Source organism: Marinobacter guineae, assembly GCF_002744735.1.
GTDB lineage: Bacteria > Pseudomonadota > Gammaproteobacteria > Pseudomonadales > Oleiphilaceae > Marinobacter > Marinobacter guineae.
Genome location: NZ_KZ319339.1, coordinates 269,833 through 296,371 on the forward strand (window position 1 = coordinate 269,833; position 26,539 = coordinate 296,371).

At 57.7% G+C, this 26,539-nt stretch carries 21 protein-coding genes; 3 read left to right on the plus strand and 18 right to left on the minus strand.

From position 1 onward, the window contains the following. Window position 1 precedes the first annotated feature (1 nt). Both CLH62_RS01250 and CLH62_RS01255 read left to right on the plus strand, forming a co-directional pair. Window positions 2-1,606: an ABC transporter ATP-binding protein gene (locus tag CLH62_RS01250; protein WP_099616342.1), complete on the plus strand. Its 1,605-nt coding sequence runs from the start codon at window positions 2-4 to the stop codon at window positions 1,604-1,606. 66 nt (window positions 1,607-1,672) lie between these two features. Next, window positions 1,673-2,458: an enoyl-ACP reductase FabI gene (locus CLH62_RS01255; protein WP_099616343.1), complete on the plus strand. Its 786-nt coding sequence runs from the start codon at window positions 1,673-1,675 to the stop codon at window positions 2,456-2,458. Window positions 2,459-2,575: 117 nt separating this feature from the next. Here CLH62_RS01255 and CLH62_RS01260 read toward each other — a convergent pair whose 3' ends face one another. Both CLH62_RS01260 and CLH62_RS01265 read right to left on the minus strand, forming a co-directional pair. Then, a complete protein-coding gene (locus CLH62_RS01260; RefSeq protein WP_099616344.1) occupies window positions 2,576-2,989 on the minus strand; it encodes a PilZ domain-containing protein in 414 nt (137 codons plus the stop codon). Window positions 2,990-3,012: 23 nt separating this feature from the next. Continuing rightward, window positions 3,013-4,704 carry a DUF1631 family protein gene (locus CLH62_RS01265; RefSeq protein ID WP_228152741.1) on the minus strand — a complete coding sequence of 564 codons (1,692 nt, stop codon included), beginning with the start codon at window positions 4,702-4,704 and terminating at the stop codon, window positions 3,013-3,015. Window positions 4,705-5,011: 307 nt separating this feature from the next. Between CLH62_RS01265 and CLH62_RS01270 the strand changes: the two genes are divergently transcribed. Next, the gene (locus CLH62_RS01270; protein ID WP_099616346.1) at window positions 5,012-6,088 is read left to right on the plus strand and encodes a 3-deoxy-7-phosphoheptulonate synthase; all 1,077 of its coding nucleotides are present in this window, start codon (window positions 5,012-5,014) and stop codon (window positions 6,086-6,088) included. Between the two features lie 27 nt (window positions 6,089-6,115). Here the strand turns inward: CLH62_RS01270 and cobA are convergent, their stop codons facing one another. The 16 genes from cobA to CLH62_RS01350 form a co-directional block, all read right to left on the minus strand. Continuing rightward, complete coding sequence (gene cobA / locus CLH62_RS01275) at window positions 6,116-6,967, minus strand: uroporphyrinogen-III C-methyltransferase (protein ID WP_099616347.1); 852 nt, start codon at window positions 6,965-6,967, stop codon at window positions 6,116-6,118. Beyond that, window positions 6,964-8,238 (minus strand): serine--tRNA ligase, encoded by a 1,275-nt coding sequence (serS, locus tag CLH62_RS01280; protein ID WP_099616348.1) that lies wholly within the window; start codon window positions 8,236-8,238, stop codon window positions 6,964-6,966. The genes cobA and serS overlap by 4 nt, the downstream gene beginning before the upstream one ends. A gap of 87 nt (window positions 8,239-8,325) precedes the next feature. Further along, window positions 8,326-9,663: a replication-associated recombination protein A gene (locus tag CLH62_RS01285; protein ID WP_099616349.1), complete on the minus strand. Its 1,338-nt coding sequence runs from the start codon at window positions 9,661-9,663 to the stop codon at window positions 8,326-8,328. Beyond that, window positions 9,663-10,316, minus strand: coding sequence for an outer membrane lipoprotein periplasmic chaperone LolA (lolA, locus tag CLH62_RS01290; protein ID WP_099616350.1), 654 nt, complete (start codon window positions 10,314-10,316; stop codon window positions 9,663-9,665). Before lolA ends, CLH62_RS01285 begins: the two co-directional genes overlap by 1 nt. A 12-nt stretch (window positions 10,317-10,328) precedes the next feature. Next, on the minus strand, window positions 10,329-12,917 hold the full coding sequence (locus CLH62_RS01295; RefSeq protein WP_099616351.1) for a DNA translocase FtsK: 2,589 nt from the start codon (window positions 12,915-12,917) through the stop codon (window positions 10,329-10,331). A gap of 6 nt (window positions 12,918-12,923) precedes the next feature. Next, the gene (locus CLH62_RS01300) at window positions 12,924-14,165 is read right to left on the minus strand and encodes an O-succinylhomoserine sulfhydrylase (RefSeq protein ID WP_099616352.1); all 1,242 of its coding nucleotides are present in this window, start codon (window positions 14,163-14,165) and stop codon (window positions 12,924-12,926) included. Between the two features lie 27 nt (window positions 14,166-14,192). After that, the gene (gene purF, locus CLH62_RS01305) at window positions 14,193-15,719 is read right to left on the minus strand and encodes an amidophosphoribosyltransferase (RefSeq protein WP_099616353.1); all 1,527 of its coding nucleotides are present in this window, start codon (window positions 15,717-15,719) and stop codon (window positions 14,193-14,195) included. 34 nt (window positions 15,720-15,753) lie between these two features. After that, window positions 15,754-16,323 (minus strand): CvpA family protein, encoded by a 570-nt coding sequence (locus CLH62_RS01310; RefSeq protein WP_099616354.1) that lies wholly within the window; start codon window positions 16,321-16,323, stop codon window positions 15,754-15,756. A gap of 92 nt (window positions 16,324-16,415) precedes the next feature. Continuing rightward, complete coding sequence (locus tag CLH62_RS01315) at window positions 16,416-17,084, minus strand: SPOR domain-containing protein (protein WP_099616355.1); 669 nt, start codon at window positions 17,082-17,084, stop codon at window positions 16,416-16,418. A gap of 137 nt (window positions 17,085-17,221) precedes the next feature. Continuing rightward, the gene (gene folC, locus CLH62_RS01320; protein WP_099616356.1) at window positions 17,222-18,547 is read right to left on the minus strand and encodes a bifunctional tetrahydrofolate synthase/dihydrofolate synthase; all 1,326 of its coding nucleotides are present in this window, start codon (window positions 18,545-18,547) and stop codon (window positions 17,222-17,224) included. Then, complete coding sequence (gene accD / locus CLH62_RS01325) at window positions 18,531-19,457, minus strand: acetyl-CoA carboxylase, carboxyltransferase subunit beta (protein WP_099616357.1); 927 nt, start codon at window positions 19,455-19,457, stop codon at window positions 18,531-18,533. Before accD ends, folC begins: the two co-directional genes overlap by 17 nt. Window positions 19,458-19,503: 46 nt before the next feature. After that, window positions 19,504-20,316, minus strand: a complete 813-nt coding sequence (gene trpA / locus CLH62_RS01330; RefSeq protein ID WP_099616358.1) for a tryptophan synthase subunit alpha — start codon at window positions 20,314-20,316, stop codon at window positions 19,504-19,506. A gap of 19 nt (window positions 20,317-20,335) precedes the next feature. Then, window positions 20,336-21,544 (minus strand): tryptophan synthase subunit beta, encoded by a 1,209-nt coding sequence (gene trpB, locus CLH62_RS01335; RefSeq protein ID WP_407657769.1) that lies wholly within the window; start codon window positions 21,542-21,544, stop codon window positions 20,336-20,338. After that, the gene (locus tag CLH62_RS01340; protein ID WP_099616360.1) at window positions 21,537-22,166 is read right to left on the minus strand and encodes a phosphoribosylanthranilate isomerase; all 630 of its coding nucleotides are present in this window, start codon (window positions 22,164-22,166) and stop codon (window positions 21,537-21,539) included. Before CLH62_RS01340 ends, trpB begins: the two co-directional genes overlap by 8 nt. Beyond that, window positions 22,163-23,071 carry a tRNA pseudouridine(38-40) synthase TruA gene (gene truA, locus CLH62_RS01345; protein WP_099616361.1) on the minus strand — a complete coding sequence of 303 codons (909 nt, stop codon included), beginning with the start codon at window positions 23,069-23,071 and terminating at the stop codon, window positions 22,163-22,165. Before truA ends, CLH62_RS01340 begins: the two co-directional genes overlap by 4 nt. Window positions 23,072-23,177: 106 nt before the next feature. Continuing rightward, entirely contained in the window at window positions 23,178-26,438 is a 3,261-nt protein-coding gene (locus CLH62_RS01350; protein ID WP_099616362.1) for a FimV/HubP family polar landmark protein, read from the minus strand. Between the last annotated feature and the right edge of the window lie 101 nt (window positions 26,439-26,539).

Sequence of the window (26,539 nt, forward strand, 5' to 3'; positions counted from 1 at the left end):
TATGAACCACCTGCTTCAGATTTCCGATCTTTCTATCCGGTTCGATCAGGGCCCGGCAGCCGTCGATTCGCTGTCACTGGCTATCCACGAGGGCGAAACGCTGGCGCTGGTGGGCGAAAGCGGCTCCGGGAAATCCATCTCGGCGCTCTCGATTCTACGTTTGCTGGATGAGCGGCACGCCAGTTATCCAGGCGGCAAAATTCTGTACCGGGGTGAGAACCTGCTCACCGCCAACGTGAAACGGCTTCGTCAGATTCGCGGGCGGGAGATCGGAATGATCTTTCAGGAGCCGATGACCTCTCTGAATCCTCTGCACAAGGTGGAAAGGCAGATTGGCGAGACGCTTGAACTCCACAAGGGAATGCGCGGTCCCCAGGCAAGGAAGCGCTCTCTGGAGCTGCTGGAACTGGTTGGCATCCAGGATCCGGAGAACAAACTCGGCGCTTACCCCCATCAATTGTCCGGTGGCCAGAAACAGCGGGTAATGATTGCCATGGCACTGGCCAATGAACCTGATTTGCTGATTGCCGACGAACCAACGACCGCGCTGGACGTTACCGTCCAGAAACAGGTTCTCGAATTGCTCCGTGATCTTCAGAAAAAGCTGGGCATGGCGATTTTGCTGATTACCCACGATCTGACCATCGTGCGCCGCTACGCGGATCGGGTTGCGGTGATGGAAAACGGCAAACTGGTAGAGGAAGCAGATACAGAAGACCTGTTTTCATCGCCGCAACATGCCTACACGAAAAAGCTGCTGGATGCGGAGCCACCAGAAGCGCCTCTGGCACTGGGGCAGAATGCCGAGACACTACTCGCTGTTGACCGGCTGGACGTTCGCTTTACGATCCGGAAAAGCCTTTTTGGTAAAGTGAAAGAGTCCTTCCATGCGGTACAGAGCGCCGGATTTGAACTGAACCGCGGTGAAACACTCGGTATCGTCGGTGAAAGTGGCAGCGGCAAAACCACCATTGGCCACGCCCTGCTCAAGCTCACCTCCAGCACTGGCAGCATCCGCCTCGCTGGAGAAGAGCTGGCGTTTCTCAACCAGAAGGAGTTCCGCCCTTGGCGCCGCCGGGTTCAGATCGTGTTCCAGGACCCGTTCGGAAGCCTCAGCCCGAGGATGTCGATCGCCGAAATTGTCCGTGAGGGCCTGGAAATTCATGATCGCGAAAATGCCAGTGAACATGACCAGAAAGTGATCCGGGCGCTCACCGATGTTGGTCTTGATCCAGAGGCGCGACACCGCTACCCCCACGAATTCTCAGGGGGTCAGCGCCAGCGGATTGCCATTGCCCGGGCGCTGGTGCTGCAACCGGATCTGATTATTCTCGACGAACCTACCTCGGCCCTGGACCGCACCGTCCAGAAGCAGGTGATTGAGCTGTTGCGGGATATCCAGGCCCGATATGGTCTAAGCTATATCTTTATCAGCCACGATTTGGCCGTTGTCCGTGCACTCAGCCATAAACTGCTGGTGCTGCAGCATGGCCGGATTGTGGAATACGGAAACGCGGCCGACATCTTCCATTCACCCCGCGCGGACTATACTCGTGAGCTGCTGAATGCCGCGTTCTTTTACCAGAACACAACTACGACTATTTGAGCGTTACCCTGGCCAGACCACATCGGGGATAATGCACTAAAATCAGGAACACAGGGAGAACGACCCATGGGAATCCTCAGTGGCAAGAAAGCACTGATCGTTGGCGTAGCCAGCAAACTGTCCATCGCTTACGGCATTGCCGAGGCCTTCGCCCGGGAAGGCGCCGAGCTGGCGTTTACCTACCAGAATGAAAAGCTGCAGCCGCGGGTTGAAAAATTTGCGGAGCAATGGGGCAGCAAGCTGACCTTCCCCTGCGATGTCGCCAGCGATGAAGAGATCGAGAATGTCTTCAAGGAGCTTGGCAAGCACTGGGACAACATTGACATCATCGTGCACGCGGTTGGCTATGCGCCGGGAAACGAGCTTGATGGTAACTATGTTGACGTGACCACCCGCGAAGGCTTCCGCATCGCTCATGACATCAGTTCCTACAGCTTTGTTGCCCTGGCCAAGGGCGCCCGTAGCATGATGCACGAGGGCAGCTCCCTGATTACCCTGAGCTACCTGGGTGCTGAAAAGGTTCTGCAAAACTACAATGTGATGGGCCTTGCCAAGGCATCTCTTGAAGCGAACGTTCGCTACATGGCTGCCAGTCTGGGCCGCGATGGTATCCGGGTGAACGCCATTTCCGCAGGTCCGATCAAGACCCTGGCCGCTTCCGGCATCAAGAGTTTCCGCAAGATGCTGGCAGAAAATGCCCGGCGCGCGCCGCTTCGCCGTAATGTAACCATCGATGAAGTGGGTAACGCCGCCGCGTTTCTGGGCTCGGATATGGCCAGTGGTGTTACCGGCGAGATTATGTACGTCGACGCCGGCTTCAACATCACCGGTATGGGCGAATTGGAAGAATAGGTTTTCCTTCGCCCTGAATCGAAAGAGCCGGCATCACGCCGGCTCTTTTCGTCTGACGGATTGTACTCGTGACTGGCGATACTCTCCATCAGCCCACGCCGCCGTCCGCCCTCTCCGCTAACCCTCGGACATGGCTTTGGCTACCGCCTCCACCCACTCGATGTAAGCGGTTTCGTCGGACTCGATAATCCGCACGCCTACCAGAAAGGCTGACTCATGCGGCCGGCACCAGACCACTTCCACCATCAACCGGAAGGGCTGGTCGTGATTACCCAGAAACACCATCGCCGGTAACAGGGCGTCCAGTGAGACCGGGTCGGCAGAAAACAGGCAAAGCCCGCCGGCCGAAATATCGCGAATACCACATACCAGTTCTTTGTCAGCGGACAAAGCGTCTTCGAGCATTCCCGGAGGACCGGATTCGAGCTCCAGAATAACCCGGGCCCGGGCCGTCAGCCGGTAATCCGCCCGGTTATCCTGATCAATATGGGGTTCGTGCTGGGTTCCGAAGCTGTAGTCGTTATCTGTCATTGTTGTTGTTCCTGCATCGGCGATCAATTTCGGCCCACCCGGATACGGCCGACTACCCTGCTGAGGGTGTCATCAAATTCTGCGGACGTCCCCAAAACCCGGATCCGGCCCTCCACGATACCCTCTACCAGTTCGTGTTCAATGAACTCGCGCCGGTTCAGGCCCAGCCGGTCCACAAACACCAGTTTCCTGGAGGCGTTGATACGTACTGCCAGTTTCAGCCTTGCAGGCTCTTCCGAAACGTCGTCTGGCTGCGCAACGATCCAGCCACCGAGCTTGATGCCGTCGACCTGCTTCTCCGCCAGAAGTGTTTTCTCCTTTCGGATGCGTTCCTGTTCGGCCTTCTCGTCAGCTCTACGCTGTTTTTCCACGACCTGCCGCTGGAGTTCAAGTTCTGCTTCCCGTGCTGCTTCCAGCTCCCTGCGGCGCTCCTGGGCAGCTTCTTGCTCACGCCGGAGGTCTTCTGCCCGCAACCTGGCAGCTTCGGCGGCCTGTTCCCTTTGCCGGCGTTGCTTGTCACATACACGGGCCAACAGTTCCACGGTCTCAGCAAGCACCTTGCCAAAAGGCGTGAGTGTCGGAAGTGGCCGGATTTGTTGCTTACCCCGAGCTTGCTGGAAATCGCTCCAGGACTGGAGCCCCAGTTTTACGCCAGCACCGTTGGTCCAGAGAATTTCAGCCGATTCGGCCAGAAACGCATAGAAATAGCGGCGTTGCTCGCCCGAGCCTTCACCTTCAACAAACCACTGGCCCTCAAAGGCTTCGAATTCTTCTCTCGGCGGCGTCTCGAACCCCAGCCATCCCGGATCCCATTGAAAACTGCCGGCCGCGGGGAGCGCATCAACCAGATCCGGCACCTCACCCCGAAGCCGGGACACCATGACTGCCTCAATGCCGGACAGCGCATTCGCCGGTAACGGCTTGTTGTACACCCGGTTCCAGACATCGAGAATCCGGTCTCCGATCTGCTCCCCTACGTGGTAGAGCCGGTTTCGGTCCTTGTCTGAAAGCGACGGATCGCCAACCCAGACCAGCCACTCAAGGAGTTTGCTGGCGTGCCGGAAGGTTTCGCCCTCCAGGCCGGAATCCCATACCGACTGTTTCACCAGACCCTGCCAGTAATCCAGGATAAACCTGACAATGGATGCAGGTACCCGGCGCCCCTGAAGCGCGCGCCCAATCAGCGCCCTTGAAATCTGGTCTGCCTTGCGTTGCTTGGCCGCCCCTTGCTCCGTCTCCAGCAGTCGCTGCCTGAGCTTTCCGGCCTGGGCATTCCGCTTGGCAGCATCTTCCTGCCACTGCTGGCAAAAGGCTTCCAGGGATTCCGCGCTGTCAGACTCAAAACTGGCTGACACGGCGATTACAAGGGAATCAAGCTGGTCCAGCAGAATCTTGCCGGAACGACCTCCGGAATCGCTCCAGCCGCGCCACTCCTGCAAACTGTCCAGCCACGTCAGCAGGGTTTCACTGAATGCTTTTTTACCTTCCAGGTTCATTCGCCACGCGAAGTAAAACCGGAGCCGCGCAATCCTGCGGGCGAGACCCGGGTGCAGGCCGCTGGTTTTCAGGAAAACATCCATGATGCGATCGGCCACATAGGCCGCGTTGACCTGACGAGCCGACCATTCGAGGTGTACGGACCGGATAACGTGGGTAACGCGCTCATCACGTTGTTCCGACCAGCAGGAGAGCAGCAACGGGCCCCAGTCGCTCACGGCCTCCGGTGCAAGCTTACCCGCAGGGTACGGAAGGTCGGGGACCCGGATACCGGCCAGGACGTCGTCTATTTTGCCCGAAACCGCTCGTCGGGAAGGCCCATCCTGCGGTCTCTGCCTGTTTTGTGACATCCGGTCCCCGTACCCAAGAAGCGTTGAAAAGGCCCTGTAAATGACGCAGTATAACCAACTCGCCGGGGTTTACCGCAACCTTACACCGGTGTTATTCGCGTCAATATGTAACTCTGCTGGCACATCCAATCGCACATCAGGGTTGCAAGGATCAGAATCGGGGAAACAGATCAACATGTCGGGCAACAAACTAGAGAATTTGAATGTGGCGAGCCAGGAAACACTGATCACTCCTGAAGCGCTGAAAAAGGAGATGCCACTCTCTGACAAGGCCGCTGAAACCGTCACCAAGGGTCGTCAGGCCATCTACGACATTATGGACGGCAAAGACCACCGGCTGTTCGTGGTCATTGGCCCCTGCTCCATTCACGATGTTGAGGCCGCCCGGGATTATGCCACTCGACTGAAAAAACTGGCCGATGAAGTCAGTGACACCCTGCTGATCGTAATGCGTGTCTATTTTGAAAAGCCCCGTACCACTGTTGGCTGGAAAGGCCTGATCAACGATCCGCACCTGAACGACACCTTCGATATAGAGCAGGGCCTGCATATTGGCCGTCGTCTGCTGCTGGACATCAACGAGCTTGGCCTACCGGCGGCCACGGAGGCACTCGACCCGATTTCCCCCCAGTATCTGCAGGACACCATCGCCTGGTCCGCTATCGGCGCTCGTACCACAGAGTCCCAGACCCACCGGGAAATGAGCAGTGGCCTGTCCATGGCGATCGGCTTCAAAAACGGCACCGACGGTAGCCTTGATGTGGCGGTCAACGCCATGAAGTCTGTCTCTCACCCCCACAGTTTCCTGGGCATTGACCAGCAGGGTCAGGTGGCGATCATTCGTACCAAGGGTAATAACTATGGCCACGTTGTTCTCCGTGGCGGTGGCGGCAAGCCCAATTATGATTCCGTCAGTGTGGCCCTGTGCGAGCAGGCCCTGGACAAGGCCGGCCTGCGCAAGTCTGTGATGATTGATTGCAGTCACGCCAACTCCAGCAAGGACCCGGCTATCCAGCCCCTGGTAATGCAGGATGTGACCCATCAGATTCTTGAAGGTAACTCGTCCATTCAGAGCCTGATGGTTGAGAGCAACATCAACTGGGGTAACCAGCCTCTTCCCGAGAATCTGGCCGACCTGAAATACGGCGTCTCCGTGACCGACGCCTGTATTGACTGGCCAACCACCGAGAAAGCCATTCGGGATATGCGCGAAAAACTGAAGGATGTGCTGCCGGAACGCACCACCGGCTAAGCAATACCTGAACTGAAAAGGGGAGCCTCAGCTCCCCGTTTCACCACCCAGCCAGTCCAGCCGATCCCTCAAGGCCACAACATGGCCGATAATCACCAGAGTCGGTGCCTGAACCGCTTCCGCTTCCACCCTGTCAACAATGTTGCTGAGATTACCAGTCACCACACGTTGCTCTCTCGTGGTTCCCTTTGATACCAGCGCCACAGGCATATCTTCAGACATACCATGGTCGATCAGTTGCCGGCAGATGACAGGCAGACCCACCAGCCCCATGTAGAACACCAGAGTCTGATTGTTCTGGACAAAGTCCTTCCAGGGCAGATCGCAGGTATCGTTCTTGAGGTGGCCAGTAACGAACCGCACAGATTGGGCATGGTCCCTATGAGTCAGTGGTATGCCTGCATAGGCAGCGCACCCGGAGGCGGCGGTAATACCCGGCACTACCTGGAAGCGCACCCCTGCCTCCGCCAGGGTTTCAATCTCTTCCCCACCCCGGCCGAAAATGAACGGATCACCGCCCTTCAGGCGAACCACCTTGCGGCCCTGCCGGGCCAGATCCACCAGGCGCTGGTTAATCTGGCCCTGGGGCAAAGTATGGTTGGCCCGTTGCTTTCCGACGTGAATCATCTCCGCCGATTCAGGAATCAAAGCCAATATTTCCGGTGAGACCAGGCGGTCGTAAAGAACTACCTCTGCCGATGTGATCAGCCGCCAGGCTTTGAGAGTCAGTAGTTCAGGGTCGCCAGGGCCGGCCCCGACAAGGGCCACCTCGCCTGCGGATGTGTTCGGATTCGAAGTAACCGGATTAACCCTGTAACGGACCGGTGCAGGGCGTGCACCAACGCCCTTCCCTGGTGCGCTTTCTGGCTGTTCACTCATTGGATTCGGTCAATGCCTCCCATGTACGGCTTCAGAACTTCGGGAACCAGGATGCTGCCGTCTGCCTGCTGGTAGTTCTCCATCACCGCAATCAGGGCACGGCCAACAGCAAGACCGGACCCATTCAGGGTATGAACAGGTTCAGGCTTCCCGGTTTCCGGGTTACGCCAACGTGCATGCATGCGCCGTGCCTGAAAATCCCGGGTATTGGAACAGGAGGAGATCTCACGGAACTTGTCCTGCCCTGGCAGCCAGACTTCCAGATCGTAGGTCTTGGCCGCGGAAAAGCCCATGTCGCCCCCACACAGCGAGACGACGCGGTAAGGCAGCTCCAGCAACTGAAGTACTTTTTCGGCATGGCCCGTCAGCGTTTCCAGGGCGGCTTCGGAGTCTTCCGGGCGCACCACCTGAACCAGTTCCACCTTGTCGAACTGGTGCTGGCGGATCATGCCACGGGTGTCACGCCCGTAGGAACCAGCTTCGCTGCGGAAACACGGGGTATGGCAGACCATCTTCAGGGGCAGCTCTTTGGCGTCCAGGATGCTGTCAGACACCAGGTTGGTGGCCGGCACTTCTGCCGTCGGGATCAGGTAAAGCGGTTTCTCCCCTTCGGTTTTGAAGAGGTCTTCCTCGAATTTCGGCAGCTGGCCAGTTCCATACAGCGTATCGGCATTCACCAGATAGGGAACGTAGGTCTCCAGATACCCATGCTCGCCGGTGTGCAGGTCCAGCATGAACTGCGCCAGAGCACGATGAAGACGGGCCACCGGGCCGCGCATCACCGCAAACCGGGAATGGGCAAGACGGGTTGCAGTTTCAAAGTCCAGGCCTTTCAGGGCCTCACCCAAGGCGACATGGTCTTTCGGCTCGAAATCGAACTGCTTCGGAGTGCCCCAGGTCCGAACCTCAACATTATCCTCTTCGCTCTCGCCAGCGGGTACGTCTTCATCCGGAAGATTGGGAATGCCAGCCAGGAAGGCGTTCAGGTCTTCCTGAAGTGTGCGCAGCTCATCCTCCGCCTCGGATTTCTGCGTCTTCAGATTTTCCACTTCGTCCAGCAAGGGCCGGATGTCCTCACCGGCGGCCTTGGCCTTGCCGATCGATTTGGACCGTTTGTTCTGCTCGCTTTGCAGGGTTTCCGTGCGTACCTGCAAGGCACGACGGCGCTCCTCAAGCTGCTCGAAGGTGGCGGTATCGAATTCGAAATTCTTGATGGCCAGCCGACGGGCGATCTCTTCTGTCTGGGTACGGACACGTTTGGGATCGAGCATGATTATCCTGAATCTTCCGGTTAGCGAAGTAATGATGGACTGGCCATTATACCTGCACAGGCGCTGGTGGCTACCGCAGTTAAAGGCTCAGCTGTAGCGTTTACGGGGACTTTCGGCGTTGCGGGAATCGAGCCGCTGGCGTTTCTCGGCCAGCTTGATTTCCAGCCCGCGATTGACGGGCTCATAATACCGGCGCTGATGGATGGCTTCGGGAAGGTAGGACTCGCCGGCTGCAAACCCCTCGGGCTCGTCGTGGGCATACCGGTAAGAATCACCGTAGCCCATGCTTTTCATAAGCTTGGTAGGTGCGTTGCGCAGGTGAACCGGCACCTCGTAGTCCGGGTCCTGTCTTATGTCTGCCATGCACTGGTTAAAGGCCTTATAAACGGCATTGCTCTTGGGCGCCATCGCCAGATAGGTGACAGCCTGGGCAAGTGCCAGCTCACCCTCTGGCGAACCGAGCCTCTCCTGGGCATCCCAGGCTTCCATGCTTAACTGCAAGGCGCGCGGGTCGGCATTACCAATGTCTTCACTGGCGATCCGAACCAGTCGCCGGGCGACGTACAGCGGATCACAGCCGCCATCCAGCATCCGGCAAAGCCAGTACAGCGAGCCGTCCGGGTCCGAACCGCGGACCGACTTGTGCAGCGCGGAAATCTGGTCGTAAAAAACATCGCCGCCCTTATCGAACCGGCGCAGGCTCGTCTGCATCACCTGCTCAAGCTGGTCGGCTGTTATCCGGTCATTGCCTGCCTCGTCCGGTTCCGCCAGGTCGGCGGCTACCTCAAGAATATTCAGGGCGCGACGAGCATCACCTCCGGAGGCCGAAGCCATCAGGGTCAACACGTCGTCTTCTACCCTCAGGCGACCGCCAAATCCTTCCTCGGCCACGAGCGCACGTCGCAGCAGCCGAAGAATGTCCTCTTCCTCGAGATTCTTGAGTACATAGACACGGGTGCGGGACAGCAGTGCGCTGTTCAGTTCGAAGGAGGGGTTTTCAGTGGTGGCACCCACGAAAATGAAGGTGCCATCTTCGATGTGCGGCAGGAAGGCATCCTGCTGGCTCTTGTTGAAGCGGTGAACCTCGTCCACAAACAGCAGCGTGTCACGGCCCTGGGACTGCTTTCGATTGTGGGCACGCTCCACAACGGCGCGAATCTCCTTTACGCCACTCAGGACGGCCGAGACCGTCTCAAAGCTGAGATCGCTGACGTTAGCCAGCAACTGGGCAAAGGTGGTTTTACCAACCCCTGGAGGTCCCCAGAGGATCATCGAGTGCAGCTGACCCTGCTCCACCGCGCGACGAAGCGGTTTCCCCGGGCCGACCAGGTGGGCCTGCCCGACATAATCGTCCAGGGTCGCCGGACGCATTCTCGCCGCGAGAGGCCGGAAACCTGCGGCTTCCGCGAACAGGCTGTCCTGCATCAGGCCCCGTCCCGGATGATATCGACGCCCTCCGGATAATCCAGGGTAAAGGCGCTGGCTTCGACCGGCTCATTCAACCTGATCCGGTCAAAACTCAAAACACTGAGCTGGGACAGGGAATCCTGCATGCGCATTTCCTGCAGCTCGCCCTTGAAAAAGGTCAGCCTCAGGGAGGTGAACAAGGAGTCAGGGTTTCGTGGCTCGAGGGTGAACTCTTTGGTGTGGTCACCAATCTGGCGGCCGGACACCCGGTAGGTTTCTTCCAGGTGATCCACTTCACCACTGAGTAGTAACGCTGGAGTGGATTGCACGCGGTCGTCCAGGTTGTGGATCGTCACCTGCTCCAGGTCCGGATCATAGACTTCAACGGTCTCACCATTGCTCACGATAAACTGGGAAAGCGGAGCACTTGTTTCCCAGTAGAACAGGCCCGGACGCTTGGCTTTCAGGGACCCACGGGTTTCCTGCACCTGGTTGCCGTTTCCGTTGACCACGATCTGGATAAAGTCCGCCTGGTAGGATTCGTAGCTTTCCAGCAGGTAGGCCAGTTCATCGGCCCCGGAGTCGGATTTGGCTTCCTCTGCCATGGCAACGCTGGTGAACAACCCAATAAACGCCAGCGTTAGCAGGCGGTTCAAAAATGTCTGTCGCATTGCAACTTACTCCTAATCTCTTGGTGGAGGCGGAGCCAGAACTTCGCGCGCGCCATTGTGGCCCGCAGCGCTCACCACGCCCGATGCTTCCATGGCATCAACCAGGTTTGCTGCCCGGTTGTACCCGATCTTGAATTTCCGCTGTACGGACGAAATCGAAACACGGCGGCCTTCGGTGACGAAGGCAACTGCCTCGTCAAACAGGGCATCCCCCTCGCTGTCGCCGCCTTCGGACAGGTTCGGTACGCCCGGCAGGCTCTCGCCCTCGGCACCGTTCAGAACATCGTCCACGTACACAGGTTCGCCCCGAGCCTTCCAGGCGCTGACTACACGATGAACTTCATCATCATCCACAAACGCCCCATGCACACGAACCGGCAGCCCGGAACCCGGTGGCAGATACAGCATGTCGCCGTGGCCCAGCAACTGTTCAGCGCCGCCCTGATCCAGTACGGTCCGGGAATCGATTTTGGACGACACCTGGAATGACATGCGGGTAGGAATATTGGCCTTGATCAGACCGGTGATCACATCAACGGATGGGCGCTGTGTCGCGAGAATAAGATGAATACCGGCCGCCCTCGCTTTCTGCGCAATCCGGGCAATCAGTTCCTCAACCTTTTTGCCAACGATCATCATCATGTCGGCAAATTCGTCGATCACCACCACAATAAACGGCAGCGTTTCGAGTTCAGGCCGTTCCTGCTCGTCATTGGCAAGGTATTCATCCGGCTTCCAGAACGGATCCAGCAGCGGCTCGCCGGCCGCCGCTGCGTCCTTTACCTTGCGATTATAGCCAGCGAGGTTACGAACCCCGAGCGTGGCCATCAGCTTGTACCGTCGCTCCATTTCAGCAACGCACCAGCGCAGAGCATTGGCCGCTTCCTTCATGTCCGTCACCACCGGCGCCAGCAGGTGGGGAATGCCGTCGTAGATACTCAGCTCGAGCATCTTCGGGTCAACCATGATGAACCGGACCTCATCGGGACCAGCCTTGAGCAGCATGCTCAGTAGCATGGCGTTAACGCCCACGGATTTACCGGAACCGGTGGTACCGGCGACCAGCAGGTGTGGCATCTTTGCCAGGTTGGCAACCATGGGATTGCCACCGATGTCGTTACCCAACGCCAGGGTCAGCGGTGAGCTGGACTCTTGGAATACCCGCGCGCTCAGGACTTCACTGAGACGCACCATTTCACGCTCCTCATTGGGAATCTCGATACCCACGACTGACTTTCCGGGAATTACTTCAACAACCCGAACGCTCAGTACCGCCAGTGACCGGGCCAGATCCTTGGCAAGGTTAGAGATCTTGCTGACCTTCACCCCGGCGGCGGGCTTGATTTCAAAACGAGTGATAACGGGACCGGGATTAACCTCGACCACTTCCACGGAAACCCCGAAGTCCGCCAGTTTTTCTTCCAGCAATCGGGACATATGCTCGAGTGATTCTTGCGAATAGCCCTTTTCCTGATGCTCCTCGGGGGGATCAAGCAGGGAAATGGGCGGGATCGGGCTTTCGATATCCTCCAGCAACGAGGGCTGTTTGCTGCCCTTGTCTTTTGACTGGGGCGGCTGTTCGTCTTTCTTGAAGGGTGAAATCTTCAGAGAACGGCCGGCCGGCTGTGGGGCGGCTGCGCTTTGCGATTTTTCAGGCTTGCCAACACTGGCAGGTGCCTCATCCCGCGAGCTGAAGCTTTCGAGCCGCGCTGGTTCCGGATCAACCGCTGCAGACAATCCGTCCAGGCCCGGTTCAACACGATCCTCCGATGGCTTCGCAGCCGCCTTGGGTTTCTTCGGTTTTTTCGGACCGAAGCCCGGAATACGTTGCCACCACCGAAGACCTGTCGCTGTGCTTTCAGCCGCGGGCACGCGATCCTTGATCACCGGCGGTTCAGGTTTCGGGGCTGGCTTGGCGGCGGGGGTTTGCCGGGACTCCGGCTTGGCCGGTTTGCTGCCGCCGCTGAACATGCTCTTGAACGCCAACCCGGTTTTCAGGGTCAGGCGACCCACCTGATCCATTAGCCAGAACCAGGACAATCCCGTGGTAACGGTCAGGGCAAACAGGAAGATTGCGATCAAAAGCAGCGTGGTTGCCGGCAGGTTGAAGAAGCGCACCATGGCGTCCGCCACCGTCGCCCCAAGTACTCCGCCGGACGATACGCCAAGACCGAACACCGAGTAGAGCGACAAAAGGCTGGTTGCCGAGAGCAGAATCAGCAGAAACCCGCCAAAGCGCATCAGAAACAGCGGCCAGTGCAGATCCAGGGAGTCATTGCGACGGCGGATGAGCATCAGGGCGTAGCCTGCGATCATCAGAGGGAACAGGTAAGCCACATGGCCAAAGAAATCCATGAACAGACTTGCCAGCCAGGCGCCGGTGCGACCGGCGTAGTTCTGGACGCTGGTGTCGTGGCCGATGCTGGCCCAGCCCGGGTCTGAAGGGCTGAAGGTCACCAGTGCCATGGACAGGTAGATACAGAGAGAAATTAACGCAATGACAGCGCCTTCACGGGCCCCCTGTGCAACCAGTCCGCGAAAGCGCAGCTGCTTCTCTGTCAGTTCCTGTGGTGCTTTCTTCGCTTTTGCAGATTCGGCCATGAATGCTCAGACGTTGTCGGTGCTTGCGTTCTGAAGCGCCTGAAAGCCTCTTCCAAGGTCGGTTTTCAGGTCTTCAACTGCTTCAATCCCAACGGAAATACGAATCAGGTTTTCCGTGATCCCGGCACGTTCCTTGTCATCCGGCGACAGTCGCCCGTGAGTCGTGGTAGCCGGGTGAGTAATGGTGGTTTTGACGTCACCCAGGTTCGCTGTAATGGAAATCATCCGGGTGGCGTCGATGAATCCCCACGCCTCTTCACGGGCGCCTTTGAGCCGGAAAGACAACACACCCCCAAAACCCTTCTGCTGTTTTTTCGCCAGCTCATGCTGGGGATGGCTTTCAAGCCCGGCATAGAACACACGTTCCACCGCCGGTTGTTGTTCCAGCCACAGGGCCAACTCTAACGCATTGTCACAATGGGCGCGCATACGAATTGGTAAGGTTTCCAGGCCCTTCTGGAAAACCCAGGCATTGAAAGGGCTCATGGTGGGCCCCGCAGACCTCAGGAAACCGTAGACCTCTTCCATCATCTTTTCAGAGCCCACCACAACGCCACCGACGCAGCGGCCCTGGCCATCCAGATATTTGGTGGCGGAATGGATCACGATATCCGCGCCCTGCTCCAAGGGCCGCTGGAGGACCGGAGTGCAGAAGCAGTTATCCACCACGAACAGCGCATCGTTATCGCGGGCCAACTGAGCCAGCCCGGCCATATCCGCCACTTCGCACAACGGATTGGACGGCGTCTCAATGAACAGCATGCGGGTTTCCGGGCGGACCGAGGCCCGCCATTCTTCCATGTCCGTCAGGCTGACAAAGGAGGTTTCCACCCCGAACCGTGCCATATACTTCTGGAACAGCACATTGGTGGTACCGAACACGCCCCGCGAGCAAACAACGTGATCACCGCTTTGCAGCAGCGCCATACAGGTGCTCAGGATCGCGGCCATGCCAGAGGCGGTCGCCACCGCGCGCTCACCGCCTTCCATCGCTGCGATCCGGCCTTCGAAGGCCTGAACTGTCGGGTTGGTGAAACGGGAGTAAATGTTGCCCGGCTCATCTCCGCCAAAACGGGCGGCCGCCTGGGCGGCGCTGCCGTAGACAAAACTGGAGGTGGGGAAAATGGCATCGCTGTGCTCGAGCTGGCCGGTGCGGATCTGCCCTGCCCTCACCGCCAGGGTATCAACAGACATACCCTCAAGATCCGATTCCGGAATCCAGACAGTTTCTTCGCGGCGTAAGGTCATCAACATCTCCTGCCCGGTACGGCGGCTTCAGTCTTCGTCGTTGTACAAGTCAATAATACCGTTTTCACTGGATGTGGCTCCGGTACTCTCGAAACGTTTGTCGTCGTTGCGCAGTTCTTCCAGCCGGTTCAGGTAGGCCGCGTCGACATCTCCGGTCACATATTTACCGGTAAAGACCGAGCACTCCCAGCCTTCAATATCGTCATTCACGTCGCTGACGCAGGTTATCAGATCTTCCAGATCCTGGTAGAGAAGCCAGTCCGCGCCAATAATCTCCCGGATCTCATCAACGGTACAGTCGTGAGCAATCAGCTCGCTGGCAGAGGGCATATCAATCCCGTACACGTTCGGGTAGCGAACGGGGGGCGCTGCCGACGCAAAATAGACTTTGCGGGCGCCGGCATCCCGAGCCATCTGAACAATTTCCTTACAGGTAGTGCCGCGTACGATCGAATCGTCCACCAGCATCACGTTTTTACCGCGGAACTCCAGACCAATGGGGTTCAGCTTCTGGCGAACGGACTTCTTGCGCATCTTCTGGCCAGGCATGATGAATGTCCGGCCGATATAGCGATTCTTGATGAAGCCTTCCCGAAATTTAACACCCAAACGATGGGCCATCTGGAGGGCAGAGGTCCGACTGGTGTCGGGAATCGGCATCACCACGTCGATATCATGGTCCGGACACTCTCGAAGAACTTTCTCGGCCAGGGTCTCGCCCATTCGCAGGCGCGCCTTGTAGACCGACACCTTGTCAATGATGGAGTCCGGGCGGGCGAAATACACATGCTCAAAAATACACGGGAAGAGATGCGGATCCTCTGCGCATTGATGGGTGTACAGGGTGCCGTCAGTTTCGATATAGACCGCCTCGCCGGGCGCGATATCACGAACCAGGTCATAACCCGCAGCACTCAACGCCACGCTTTCCGAGGCAATCATGTATTCCTTCCGGCCATCCTCAGCGGTTCGCTCGCCATAGCAGACCGGTCGAATTCCGTTGGGGTCCCGGAAACCAACAATACCGTAACCGGTAATCATCGCAATCACGGCATAAGCACCCCGGCAACGCTTATGTACGGCGCCTACCGCTGAAAAAATTTCGTCCTTGGTGGGGTCCAGCTTGCCGAGTTTCTGCAGCTCATGAGCAAACACATTCAACAGCACTTCCGAATCGGAATTGGTGTTGATGTGGCGAAGATCGGTCCGGAACAGATCGTTGCTGAGATCATCGGCATTGGTCAGGTTGCCGTTATGGGCCAGAGTGATGCCATACGGGCTGTTGACGTAGAACGGCTGGGCTTCAGCAGAACTGGCACTGCCGGCTGTCGGGTAACGCACATGCCCGATACCCACGTTACCGACCAGGCGGCGCATATGTCGGGTGTGGAATACGTCCCGCACCAGCCCGTTATCCTTGCGCAGGTAAAACCGCTCATCCTGAAAAGTAACAATGCCCGCCGCGTCCTGGCCCCGGTGCTGAAGTACAGTCAGCGCATCATAGAGCGACTGATTGACGTTGGAAGTACTGACGATGCCGACAATGCCACACATGGATAAGGTGTTCTCCGAGTGTTAAAACTGAATGTTAGCGGGACGCGGACGCTGGTTCCACGCCTTCCTGCAGTGTACCGGATTCCGGTTCTGGCGCACCCTCGGGCGCAGGCCCCAGAAAACGCGCAAATTCATCGCCCAGAGTCCGCCGGGACCAGTCCTCAACCACCGCAAGGCGATCAATGATGATGGACGTTCGCCACCATGTATCCTGCGCCAGCGGGGTATATCGGGTGAAGGCGATGGCGACAATCACTACCACCACACCCCGCAAAAGCCCGAAACCCATGCCCAGCACCCGGTCCGTGGCTGAAAGCCCAGTGGCCCTGATCAGGTGACCAATCATGTTATTAATGATGGCTCCGACGATGAGCGTTCCAAAGAAGAGTATGGCGAAGGCAGCAATGAGTCTGACCAGGGGCGTTTCTACCGTGCTTTCCAGCAGGCTTTGCATTTGTGGATGGAAGGTTCTGGCGAGGATAAACGCGCCAACCCAGGTCACCAGAGACAGTGCTTCTTTTACGAAGCCCCGCTTCAGACTGATGAGCGTGGAAACTGTAATCAGGGCGATAATGACCCAGTCAATCCAGATCAGCGCTTCCATGGAAAACCCGGTGGAGAAAAGGAAGCGCGAATTCTATCAGGAAACCCCGGTTCGCCAAACCGCCTTGCCCACATAAAACCGGTTGCACGTGGCTATTTTTCGCCGGAGGTGACCAGGCTGTTCACGCCAAAGGCGTCATCGAGGGCCCGCTTGGCTGCTTCGGCTTCCGACTCGGTAGCAAACGGACCACTGAAAACCCGGGTAAGCGTGGTATCACCACGGACTACGGCCTGGAGGTGAGAGCCATAGCCCTTTTCCCGGACCTTGTCCCGCAACCGTCGGGCATTGTCTTCATTGCCAAAACTTCCCAGCTGAACCACCCAGGCACCCTCAAGGGAGCGCTCGTACTCAGCTGCTTCCGGCTCGGCCGGTTCGGCAGTCGGCGCGGGGGCATCCGCAGTGGTTTCCGTGGATTGCTGGTTATCGTCCGCCGCCGCCTGGTCTGGATCAGCAGGCTCCCTGGCTTCAGAAAACGGAGCAGTATCGGAACCTTCTTCAAGAATCCGATACGCGGGCGAGTCCTCGCCCTCCCCTGCCCCCAACTCGGGCACCTCAGGTGCGTTTTCGCTGAGCTCATAGGAAGGTGCCGGTGCCACTTCGGTTTCCGGTGCCTCAACCTCAGGGAAAGGAGGTTCTTCCGGGATTTTGATGGTTGTGGAACTGCGTTCCGAGTGAGGCTCGTCAAAAAGCATGGGAACAAAGATAACCGCCAGGGAAACGAGTACCAACGCCCCGATTATTCTCTGTTTCAATCCATCCACGTTACCAGGCTCCCATCTGTTGTGACTGCGCTGTTGTGACTGCGCCGCAAGAGACGCCTACCCGCAGATACTAACCGTCCGGCAGCCGGAACTCAAAGGCAGACCCACTGCTATGGACAAAGTTTAAGGCGACCGGGTCAGCCCCGGGGCTCATTTTCGTGAAGCAGAATTTCCCGGGCCTGTGCAACGGTGTAGAACGAACCGAAAACAACCACCAGATCATCCGCTGTCGCATTCGACAACGCTGCATCCAGGGCCTGCAGGACGGTTTCAGAAACGCTCACAGCCCTGAGTCCAGCGGCAGCCGCTCTGTCTTTCAGAGCCGCCCCGGAAAGCCCCCTGGGAACATCAAGCCCCGCCAGGTACCAGTGATCCACAACTCCGGCCATGGCCCTGCCAACGCCTTCAACATCCTTGTCGGCCAGCGCGGCATAAACGGCGCGAACCTCTTTACCAGGCGCTTTCAACCGCTCCAACTGGCCAGCCAGCCAGCCAGCCGCATGGGGGTTATGGCCCACATCAACAAAGATATCCGGGCTTTTTCCGAGCAACTCGAAGCGCCCGGGGACACTCACGGTGGCAAGCGTCCGTTCGATCGCTGGAATATCCAGCTCCGGCTCTAGACTTCGAATGGCCACTACTGCCGCAGCAACGCTTTTGACCGGCAATGGTCCGGCGGGCAAGCGAATTAGCTGCCCCGCATATTCCAGAGTCAGGCCGGAATTCGGCCCCTTGTCGTCCTTCTGCGGTGTCAGGTGATAATCCCGATCCAGCAATGCCAGATTGACTTTCTGCGCAGCAACCTGCTGAAGCACAGAACGGGGCGGATCATTGTCGGCATAAACGGCGGGAATCCCCGGCCGTAACACGCCGGCCTTCTCAAAGCCAATCACCTCCCGGTTATCGCCGAGAAAGGCAACGTGATCAATGTCCACCGATGTCAGTATGGCGAAATCGGCATCCAGAACATTAACCGCATCCAGGCGCCCGCCCAGACCGACCTCCAGAATCCAGTGATCCACACCGGCATTGGCGAATGCCACGAACGCCGCCAGAGTGCCAAATTCGAAATAGGTCAAAGAGACCTTTCCCCGGGCTGCTTCAACCGCCTCAAACGCCTTCACCAACTCTTCATCGGAGATGTCGACACCGTCCAGACGAACACGCTCGTTGTAGCTCTGGAGATGAGGCGACGTGTAGGCTCCGGTACGACGCCCCGCGGTTTGCAGCAGCGCCTCAACAACCGCAACCGCACTGCCCTTTCCGTTGGTACCGGCGACAGTGATGATGCGAGCTTCCGGTTTGCGCCGGAAAAGCCGGCGAAGCACTATCAGGACCCGGTCAAGCCCCAGGTCGATTTCGGTTGGGTGTATCGCCTCGAGGTAGGTAAGCCACTGATCAACGGTGGCACCAGCCCCCGGCGCGGCCGGAGGCTGGACAGAGCGATTACTCGGTGGGGGCATCGGTTTCCGGCTTTTCTGACACTTCAAACTCGATAGGGTCTTCCGTGCCCGGACGTTCCTGACCGGTGAACTTGGCCAGAACGTGAGCAATCCGCTCCCGCAGCTGGTGACGGTGGAGGATCATGTCTATTGCCCCGTGCTCCAGCAGGAACTCACTGCGCTGGAACCCTTCAGGGAGCTTCTCACGAACCGTCTGCTCAATGACCCGCGGCCCGGCAAAACCGATCAGCGCGTTGGGCTCGGCGATATTCAGGTCGCCCAGCATCGCCAGACTGGCGGAAACGCCGCCGAAGACCGGATCCGTCATGACCGAAATATAGGGGATTCCTTCCTGTTTCATGCGTTCCAGAACCGCCGCGGTTTTGGACATCTGCATCAATGACAGAATCGCTTCCTGCATTCGCGCGCCGCCACTGGCGGAGAAACAGACCAGAGGGATGCGGTGCTCCAGGGCAACGTTAGCCGCCTGAACGAATTTCTCGCCGACCACCTGGCCCATGGAACCGCCCAGAAAACCGAACTCGAAGGAGCAGGCAACGAGCGGAACACCCAGGGTGGTCCCCCTCATCGCAATCAGGGCGTCCTTTTCTCCCGTCGCCTTCTGGGCCTGGGACAGACGGTCCTTATAACGCTTGGTATCCTTGAACTTCAGTCGATCCCATGGCTCAAGTTCAGCCGAAATCTCTTCCCGGCCGTCTTCGTCAAGGAATACATCCAGGCGTCGACGGGCCGTAACCCTCAGGTGGTGATTACATTTCGGGCAAACATCGAGATTTTTCTCAAGCTCCGGCTTGTAGAGAAATGCGCCGCATTTCGGGCATTTCTTCCATAGCCCCTCCGGCACACCGGTTCTCTGCTTGGATTCCGAGCGAATCTTGCTCGGCATGATCTTGTCCAGCCAGTTACTCATGGTTTCATCCTGTCCTTTGATGCCTGTCTGGCCTCACCTCTTTGAATCAGGAGGCCAGGCTGTCCAGTGCTTCGCGCATCGGGTGGAGCAGATCCGTCAACGCTCGTTTGAGCTGGCCGGTATCTGCCTGATTTCTGGCTATTGTATCGACCAGGACACTGCCAACAATTACACCATCGGATACCCGACCCACTGCAGCAGCCGTTTCAGCATCCCGGATACCGAAGCCGACGCCCACGGGAAGCGCTGTCAGTTCGTGAATGTGGTTCACTTTTGCGGCAACCTCTTCCACGTTGATTGTGGCAGAGCCTGTCACACCCTTGATTGAAACATAGTACACATAACCGGAAGAGTGCTCACTGATTGCCCGAATTCGGTCATCGGTGGTGGTTGGTGCCAGCAAGAAGATAGCGTCGAGGTTGCGCTCGGTAAACAATGGAGCCACCTCGTCAGCCTCTTCCGGAGGCAGATCGACCGTCAGGATGCCATCCACGCCGGCATCTTTGGCCGCATCAGCGAATTTTTCATAGCCCATGGCCTCCATGGGATTCAGATACCCCATCAGAACCACCGGCGTGCTGTCGTCGGTCTTGCGGAACTCCTTGACCATGCCGATAACCTGCCGGAGGGACGTTCCATGCACCAGCGCCCGCTCGCAAGCCAGCTGAATGACGGGACCGTCTGCCATCGGGTCAGAGAACGGAACCCCCAGTTCAATAATGTCAGCGCCAGCTGCCACCAGGGTATGCATCAAATCTACCGTGACATCGGGATGCGGGTCACCGGCGGTAATGTAGGGAATAAGTGCCTTGCGACCTTGTCCTTTGAGGGTTTTGAGAACCCCTTCGATTCGGCTCATGCCTGCTCCTGTTGATTGTTCAGATCTCGATGCCTTCAAGCTTGGCAACTGTGTTGATGTCCTTGTCGCCGCGACCGGAGACATTGATGACTACGGTCTGGTCTTTGTCCATGGTTGCCGCCAGCTTGATGGCGTAAGCCACCGCGTGGGCGGTTTCCAGAGCGGGCATGATGCCTTCAACGCGGGTCAGCTTCCGGAACCCTTCCATGGCTTCATCGTCGGTTACCGAAACATAGTGGGCCCGGCCGATATCCTTCAGCCAGCTATGCTCTGGCCCAACTCCCGGGTAGTCCAGGCCGGCACTGACGGAATGGGTAGCAGCAATCTGGCCATTTTCGTCTTCCATCAGATAGGTTCGGTTACCATGCAGCACACCCGGCCGACCGGCACAGAGAGGCGCCGCGTGTTTACCGGTTTCAAGGCCCAGGCCACCGGCTTCAACCCCGTACAACTCCACGGATTCATCGCCGAGGAACGGATAGAACATACCTATTGCATTTGAACCACCGCCAACACAGGCAACCAGTGCGTCTGGCAATTTACCGGTTTTCTCAAGACACTGACGACGGGTTTCACGACCGATTACTGACTGGAAATCCCGTACCAGCATCGGATACGGGTGCGGCCCGGCCACCGTGCCGATGATGTAAAAGGTGTCATCAACGTGCGCGACCCAGTCCCGCATGGCGTCGTTCATGGCATCCTTCAGTGTTTTGGAGCCACTCTGCACGGAATGGACCTGAGCGCCCAGCAGCTTCATCCGGAACACGTTCAGAGACTGGCGCTGAACATCCTCGGCACCCATAAACACATGACACTCAAGCCCCAGACGGGCGCAGACCGTTGCAGTTGCAACGCCGTGCTGGCCGGCACCGGTCTCTGCAATAATCCGTTTTTTGCCCAGGAAACTGGCGAGCAGCGCCTGGCCAATAGTGTTGTTCACCTTGTGGGCGCCGGTGTGACAAAGATCTTCACGCTTGAGCCAGATCTGCGCACCGCCGGTCTCCCGGGTCAGACGCTCGGCAAAATAAAGAGGCGTGGGCCGGCCCACATAATCCGCCAGTTCCTTGTCGAATCGCGCCTGAAATTCCGGGTCTTTTTTGAGGCGGTTATATTCTTTCTCGAGCGTCATCAGGGAATCCATCAGAGTCTCGGAAACAAACCGCCCACCGAAAGCCCCGAAGTGACCCCGTGCGTCCGGCAGTGCGCTCAGCATTTCTTCAGTCAGTTTTACAGACACGGTGAACCTCTTTGATAAAATGAGAAATTTTCTGGAAATCCTTGATGCCTTTGTTCTGTTCGACGCCGCCGCTGACATCCACCGCCCACGGTTTCACCTGGTTTACTGCGGCAAATACGTTAGCAGATGACAACCCGCCGGCCAATATAAGCGGTAGTGGCCGGTCCTCCGGTATCAGGTCCCAGTTGAAGGCCCTTCCCGTACCGCCGTATTTTTCCGGATCCCAGGCATCTACCAGCAAACCGGCAGAGTCCCGAAACTCTTCAAAAGCGCGCTCAATCTGACCGGATTCCCGAACCCGGACAGCCTTGATCCAGCGGCGCCCGAATCCTGAGCAATAAGCAGCTGTTTCGTCGCCATGAAACTGCAGAAGATCAAGAGGGACCTTGTCGAGCACAGCCTCGACCTCCTGCTGAGAGGGATTCACAAACAGGCCGACAACGGATACAAATGCCGGGATTCGGCGGACAAGAGCCGCAGCCTGATCTGCGGTGACCGACCGGGGGCTTGGCCCATAGAAGACGAACCCCAGAGCATCCGCGCCGCATTCAATCGCCGCATCAACGTCCTCAGGGCGAGTCAGGCCGCAAATCTTTACGCGTGCGCTCATTGGCTCGGAACCCGTTGCTTGGGATGGATATGCGTGGGCTCAAGGGGGCGGTTTTCGGCCCGACTGAACCACGGCCTCAAAAAACCCGGACCACACTCGGCAGCAGGCAAACCGAACTCTTCGGGATAACCTACATCAACCAGATACAGACCATGAGGAGGCGCGGTAACACCGGCGACGGTCCGGTCCCTGGCAGCCAGTATCTCATGAATCCACTCTACTGAATGCTTCCCTGAACCCACCGCCATCAACGCCCCTGCAATATTCCGCACCATATGATGCAAAAATGCGTTGGCCTGCACATCTATTACGACAAAATTGCGTTTCCGGGTTACCGAGATCCTCTCCAGAAAACGGATCGGTGTCCGGGACTGGCAGCCGGCTGCACGGAAAGACGAAAAATCGTGCTCACCTGCCAGCGCCTGTGCCGCCTCATGCATTCGCTCGGCATCGAGAGGGCGGAACGTCCAGCTCACCTGTCCCCGTTGAATACCGGGGCGAACCGGGTGGTTGTAGATGATGTAACGATAGCGGCGGTATGTGGCGGAAAAACGGGCGTGGAAATCGCCATCACCATTCCCGGCCCAGTGCACGGCAATATCATCAGGCAACGCAGTATTGATCCCCATTACCCAGGACCGGAGGTTCCGAACGGAAGGCGTATCGAAATGGACAATCTGGTAACTGGCGTGGACACCGGCGTCTGTGCGCCCGGCACAAACCAGATCCACGGGGTGGTCGGCGACCTTTGCGACCGCCTTGGTCAATTCAGCTTCGACCGACCGGACGCCGGATTTCTGGAGCTGCCAGCCGTGGAAACTTCGACCATCGTATTCAAACGCAAGCGCGACGCGCCCCGCACCGATGGCGTTATCCGTGGTGAGTTGCTGGGTTTCAAGAAACAAGGGCGAATCCGGGAAGTATGTTTCTGTAAAAACAAAGCGCCGGCTTGATGCCGGGAATCAACCCGGCGGCCGGCGCTTGCTGCCTGTCAGACCCGATTATAACGGATCAGGACAGATTTTTAAGGAGATCTTGTGCCTCCACTTTCTGATCTTCGTCACCTTCCAGGGCAACCTCTTCGAGGATGTCCCTGGCGCCATCAGCGTCACCCATCTCGATGTAGGCCCGCGCAAGGTCGAGTTTGGTGGCAGCCTCATCGGTGCCGGCAAGGAAATCAAAGTCGTCGTCATCCCCAAGATCGTCCTCGTCAATATCTGCAACGGACGAACGGGAAGACTCCTCGGCGACCTCATCGGATGCCATCGGCAAGTCCAGATCTTCATCTGATGTCTTATCAACATCAGTCGAAAGGTCCTGGCCTTCAAGGTCATCTGCTACGCCCTGCTGCTCAAGCTCCTCGACGCTCTCAACTGTCTCTTCAGGACCAGCTTCTTCGGTATCGCCCAGAACGTCACCTTCCGCGAGGGTGTCCTCAAGGCCCAGCTCCTCATCCAGGGAAGCGACCTCTTCCTCATCGTGATTCGCCGAATCCGCGGAATCGGAGAACTCTTCCATCAGCGCCAGGTCTTCATCTGACACATCCAGCTCAAGGTCATCCAGCGAAGATTCTTCCATCTCGCTGCCGCCCAGCTCGTCCTCTTCACCGGCCACCTTATCGAGCTCGGCATCAAGCTCATCAAGGAAGGACTCATCCAGAGAATCGATATCTGCTTCGGCGTCTTCTTCAGACAGTCTGACGTCATCGGCGGCTTCGCCTGACGCACTCGCTGGCGCCTCTTCTTCCAGATCACCCTCATCAAGCTCCAGACTCAGGTCTTCTTCAATTTCATCAGACTTGATTTCAGTGTCAGAGGATTCATCAAGATCCATCTCGAACTCTGAGGACATATCCCATTCACCGGATTCTTCAGACTCAGGCGTTTCTTCCGTAGCAGTCTTTTCTTCTCCGGATTCCAGTTCGAGGCCTGACAGGTCGTATTCAATCAGGTCGTCCTTGCTCTCTTCTTTCTGATCTGCAGATTCTTCAGGTTCAGACACTTGCGGTTCTTCAAACTCATTGAGGTCAAAGTCTGAAAGATCAGAATCGAAGTCACCGAATTCGTTCTCGGCCGGCTCTTCCTGCTCCGAATCGAACTGATCCGCCAAGAGTTCCTCTGATGCAGGTTTATCTTCATCATGCCCCGAGTCGCCACCCATCTCTTTTCCGGACTCGTAAGAGGTGGCGAAGGAGTCTGAGCGAAGCTGTGATTCAAGGTCATCGATGCTGGGCATGGACTCCGCTTCTTCCAGTCTCGCCCGCAACTCGTTCGCTGTCGTCAGGGCTTCTTCCTCATCCAGTGCCTTAATCTCACCAAACTGCTTTTCAAAGGACTCACGATCCTTTGTATCGGCATATACACCCAACAACTTCAGACGCAGATCAGTGCGGCTCGGCTCACGGGAGATTGCCGTTTCCAGCGTCTGTGCTGCCTGATCGTGGCGGCCATACGCAATATAGGTGTCTGCTTCTTCGAGGGCGTCACTGGCGGCTGACTCCTGATCGTCCTCTTCCAGGTTCAGATCAAAGGAATCTGAACCTTCCTCCGGTTCACTGTTCAACTGTTCATAAAACGCCTTTTCCCGGTTCGCATTGCGACGGGCAAGGAGCAGCAGCAACAACAGAAGAATGATCAGGCCACCCCCGAGGGCAATCTGGTACATCGGGTTGTTGGTGATCGCATCAATAACATTACCCGGGAAACCCTTGTCCGCAGCAGGAGCCTGAGGCGCCGGCTTTGGTGCCGGCTCTGCAGCCTGCGAGGGCTGAGAGACTGCCGGAGCTGGCTCCGGCTCGGTAACGTCGCCACTGGGTTCTCCAGAGGTGTCGTCGGCACCGGCCGTCCCGGATTCGTCCGTGGCCGTGGCCATGGCTTCCCCGGTATCGTCACCGGCCTCCGCCATGACCAGCTCATCGGATGGCGAGGCAGCATCGGCAGCCGCGTCTTCCGGTGCATCTTCAGTTCCCGCCATTTCAGCGGTTTCCGATCGAGGTTCGGCCTGATCACCGGACAGGGTGGGCTCACCCTCTCCAATGGCATTTTCATCCGCAGCGGCAGTTTCTTCCTGGGGTGTTGCGCCCTCAGTAGGCGCAGCGCCGGCATCCGCGGTTTCACCGGAGGCAGTCTGCTCCGATGCGTCAGCCCCGGCTACCTGTTGCATCTCAGCAAGCTGGGTATTTTTCAGTTCAAGCAGACGCTGGAGTGTCTGCACCTGATCCTGAAGATCTTCGACCCGGCTGTTCAGCTCTGTATTTTCACGCCGTGCGCTTTCCAGTTCTTCCATAGCAACGGCGGTGCCGGCATCAGCGCCACCGGGCAGCTGCCCATCCCCGCCGGCCGAGCCGCCTTCGGAAGTGTCGCGACCGGATTCCTCAGAGACAACCAACTTCAGCTCATCACCCCCTGCAGCCGATTCCTGGGCCACAGGTTGCTGTTGCTGGCTTGCAGTGGCGTCAACGGTACGCTGGGGAGACTGAAATTCCTGATTCTGCTGGCTGACGATCCGCGTTGCCTGAGCGCGCGTCCGGCTCTGAATCTGGTCGATGGAGGGTATACGGAGCACTTCGCCGCGCTTCAGGCGGTTGATGTTGTTGCTGATGAAGGCATCCGGATTCAGGTCCTGTATTGCAAGCATGACCTGCTGAGTGGAAACGCTGTCATCGGGGCGGACACTGGAAGCAATCGTCCACAGGGTATCGGATGGCCCGGTTGGCCCAAAGGTATCTGCCTGATATCCCGTGCCCAATGACCGCTCTGCCTGCGACTGGCGGCGCACGGACTCCTGGCTACGGGTTACTGCTGGCTGCCGGGCTGTTTCGGTGGAAGCCGCCGCGGGTACGTTAAGCTGCTCCTGAACCCCCGACTCTTCCGCATACACAGGCGGATCAACGAGGACTGCGTATTCACGCATCAACCGACCGCTCGGCCAGGTCATTTCCAACAGAAAATTGAGGTACGGCTCTCTCAGGGGCTCACGCGAGGAAACGTTGACAGCGAGACTGCCATCGTTACGGGTTACCACCTGGAACCTGAGCTTGCTTAGAAACTGGTTGCGATCCAGCCCCACCCGCTCGTACGCCTGTTCTGAAGCAATGTTGACGAATACGTCCACTGGATTAATGCCACGGCTCTGGGGCAGAACGATCTCTGCATCCAGTGGCTCATTCAGATAGGACTGAAGTTCAATTTCACCCAGCCCAAGGGCCTGTGCGACGCCGGATCCAAGCCCTCCCGCCAGAGCCAGGGCAACCGCAAGCTTGCGTACCTTCATGCTTTTTCCTTTCCAGTCTCCGTTATTCGTTACTGCTCTTTTTCAAACAGAATCGGACGAGGTTGGATGACTTCCGTCTGGATAGTTCTAGTTATTATGTG

Coding starts and splice junctions, on each gene's coding strand:
- CLH62_RS01250 (WP_099616342.1), top strand. CDS start 2: ATGAACCACCTGCTTCAGATTTCCGATCTTTCTATCCGGTTCGATCAG.
- CLH62_RS01255 (WP_099616343.1), top strand. CDS start 1,673: ATGGGAATCCTCAGTGGCAAGAAAGCACTGATCGTTGGCGTAGCCAGC.
- CLH62_RS01260 (WP_099616344.1), bottom strand. CDS start 2,989: ATGACAGATAACGACTACAGCTTCGGAACCCAGCACGAACCCCATATT.
- CLH62_RS01270 (WP_099616346.1), top strand. CDS start 5,012: ATGTCGGGCAACAAACTAGAGAATTTGAATGTGGCGAGCCAGGAAACA.
- cobA (WP_099616347.1), bottom strand. CDS start 6,967: ATGAGTGAACAGCCAGAAAGCGCACCAGGGAAGGGCGTTGGTGCACGC.
- serS (WP_099616348.1), bottom strand. CDS start 8,238: ATGCTCGATCCCAAACGTGTCCGTACCCAGACAGAAGAGATCGCCCGT.
- CLH62_RS01285 (WP_099616349.1), bottom strand. CDS start 9,663: ATGCAGGACAGCCTGTTCGCGGAAGCCGCAGGTTTCCGGCCTCTCGCG.
- lolA (WP_099616350.1), bottom strand. CDS start 10,316: ATGCGACAGACATTTTTGAACCGCCTGCTAACGCTGGCGTTTATTGGG.
- CLH62_RS01295 (WP_099616351.1), bottom strand. CDS start 12,917: ATGGCCGAATCTGCAAAAGCGAAGAAAGCACCACAGGAACTGACAGAG.
- CLH62_RS01300 (WP_099616352.1), bottom strand. CDS start 14,165: ATGACCTTACGCCGCGAAGAAACTGTCTGGATTCCGGAATCGGATCTT.
- purF (WP_099616353.1), bottom strand. CDS start 15,719: ATGTGTGGCATTGTCGGCATCGTCAGTACTTCCAACGTCAATCAGTCG.
- CLH62_RS01310 (WP_099616354.1), bottom strand. CDS start 16,323: ATGGAAGCGCTGATCTGGATTGACTGGGTCATTATCGCCCTGATTACA.
- folC (WP_099616356.1), bottom strand. CDS start 18,547: ATGCCCCCACCGAGTAATCGCTCTGTCCAGCCTCCGGCCGCGCCGGGG.
- accD (WP_099616357.1), bottom strand. CDS start 19,457: ATGAGTAACTGGCTGGACAAGATCATGCCGAGCAAGATTCGCTCGGAA.
- trpA (WP_099616358.1), bottom strand. CDS start 20,316: ATGAGCCGAATCGAAGGGGTTCTCAAAACCCTCAAAGGACAAGGTCGC.
- CLH62_RS01340 (WP_099616360.1), bottom strand. CDS start 22,166: ATGAGCGCACGCGTAAAGATTTGCGGCCTGACTCGCCCTGAGGACGTT.
- CLH62_RS01350 (WP_099616362.1), bottom strand. CDS start 26,438: ATGAAGGTACGCAAGCTTGCGGTTGCCCTGGCTCTGGCGGGAGGGCTT.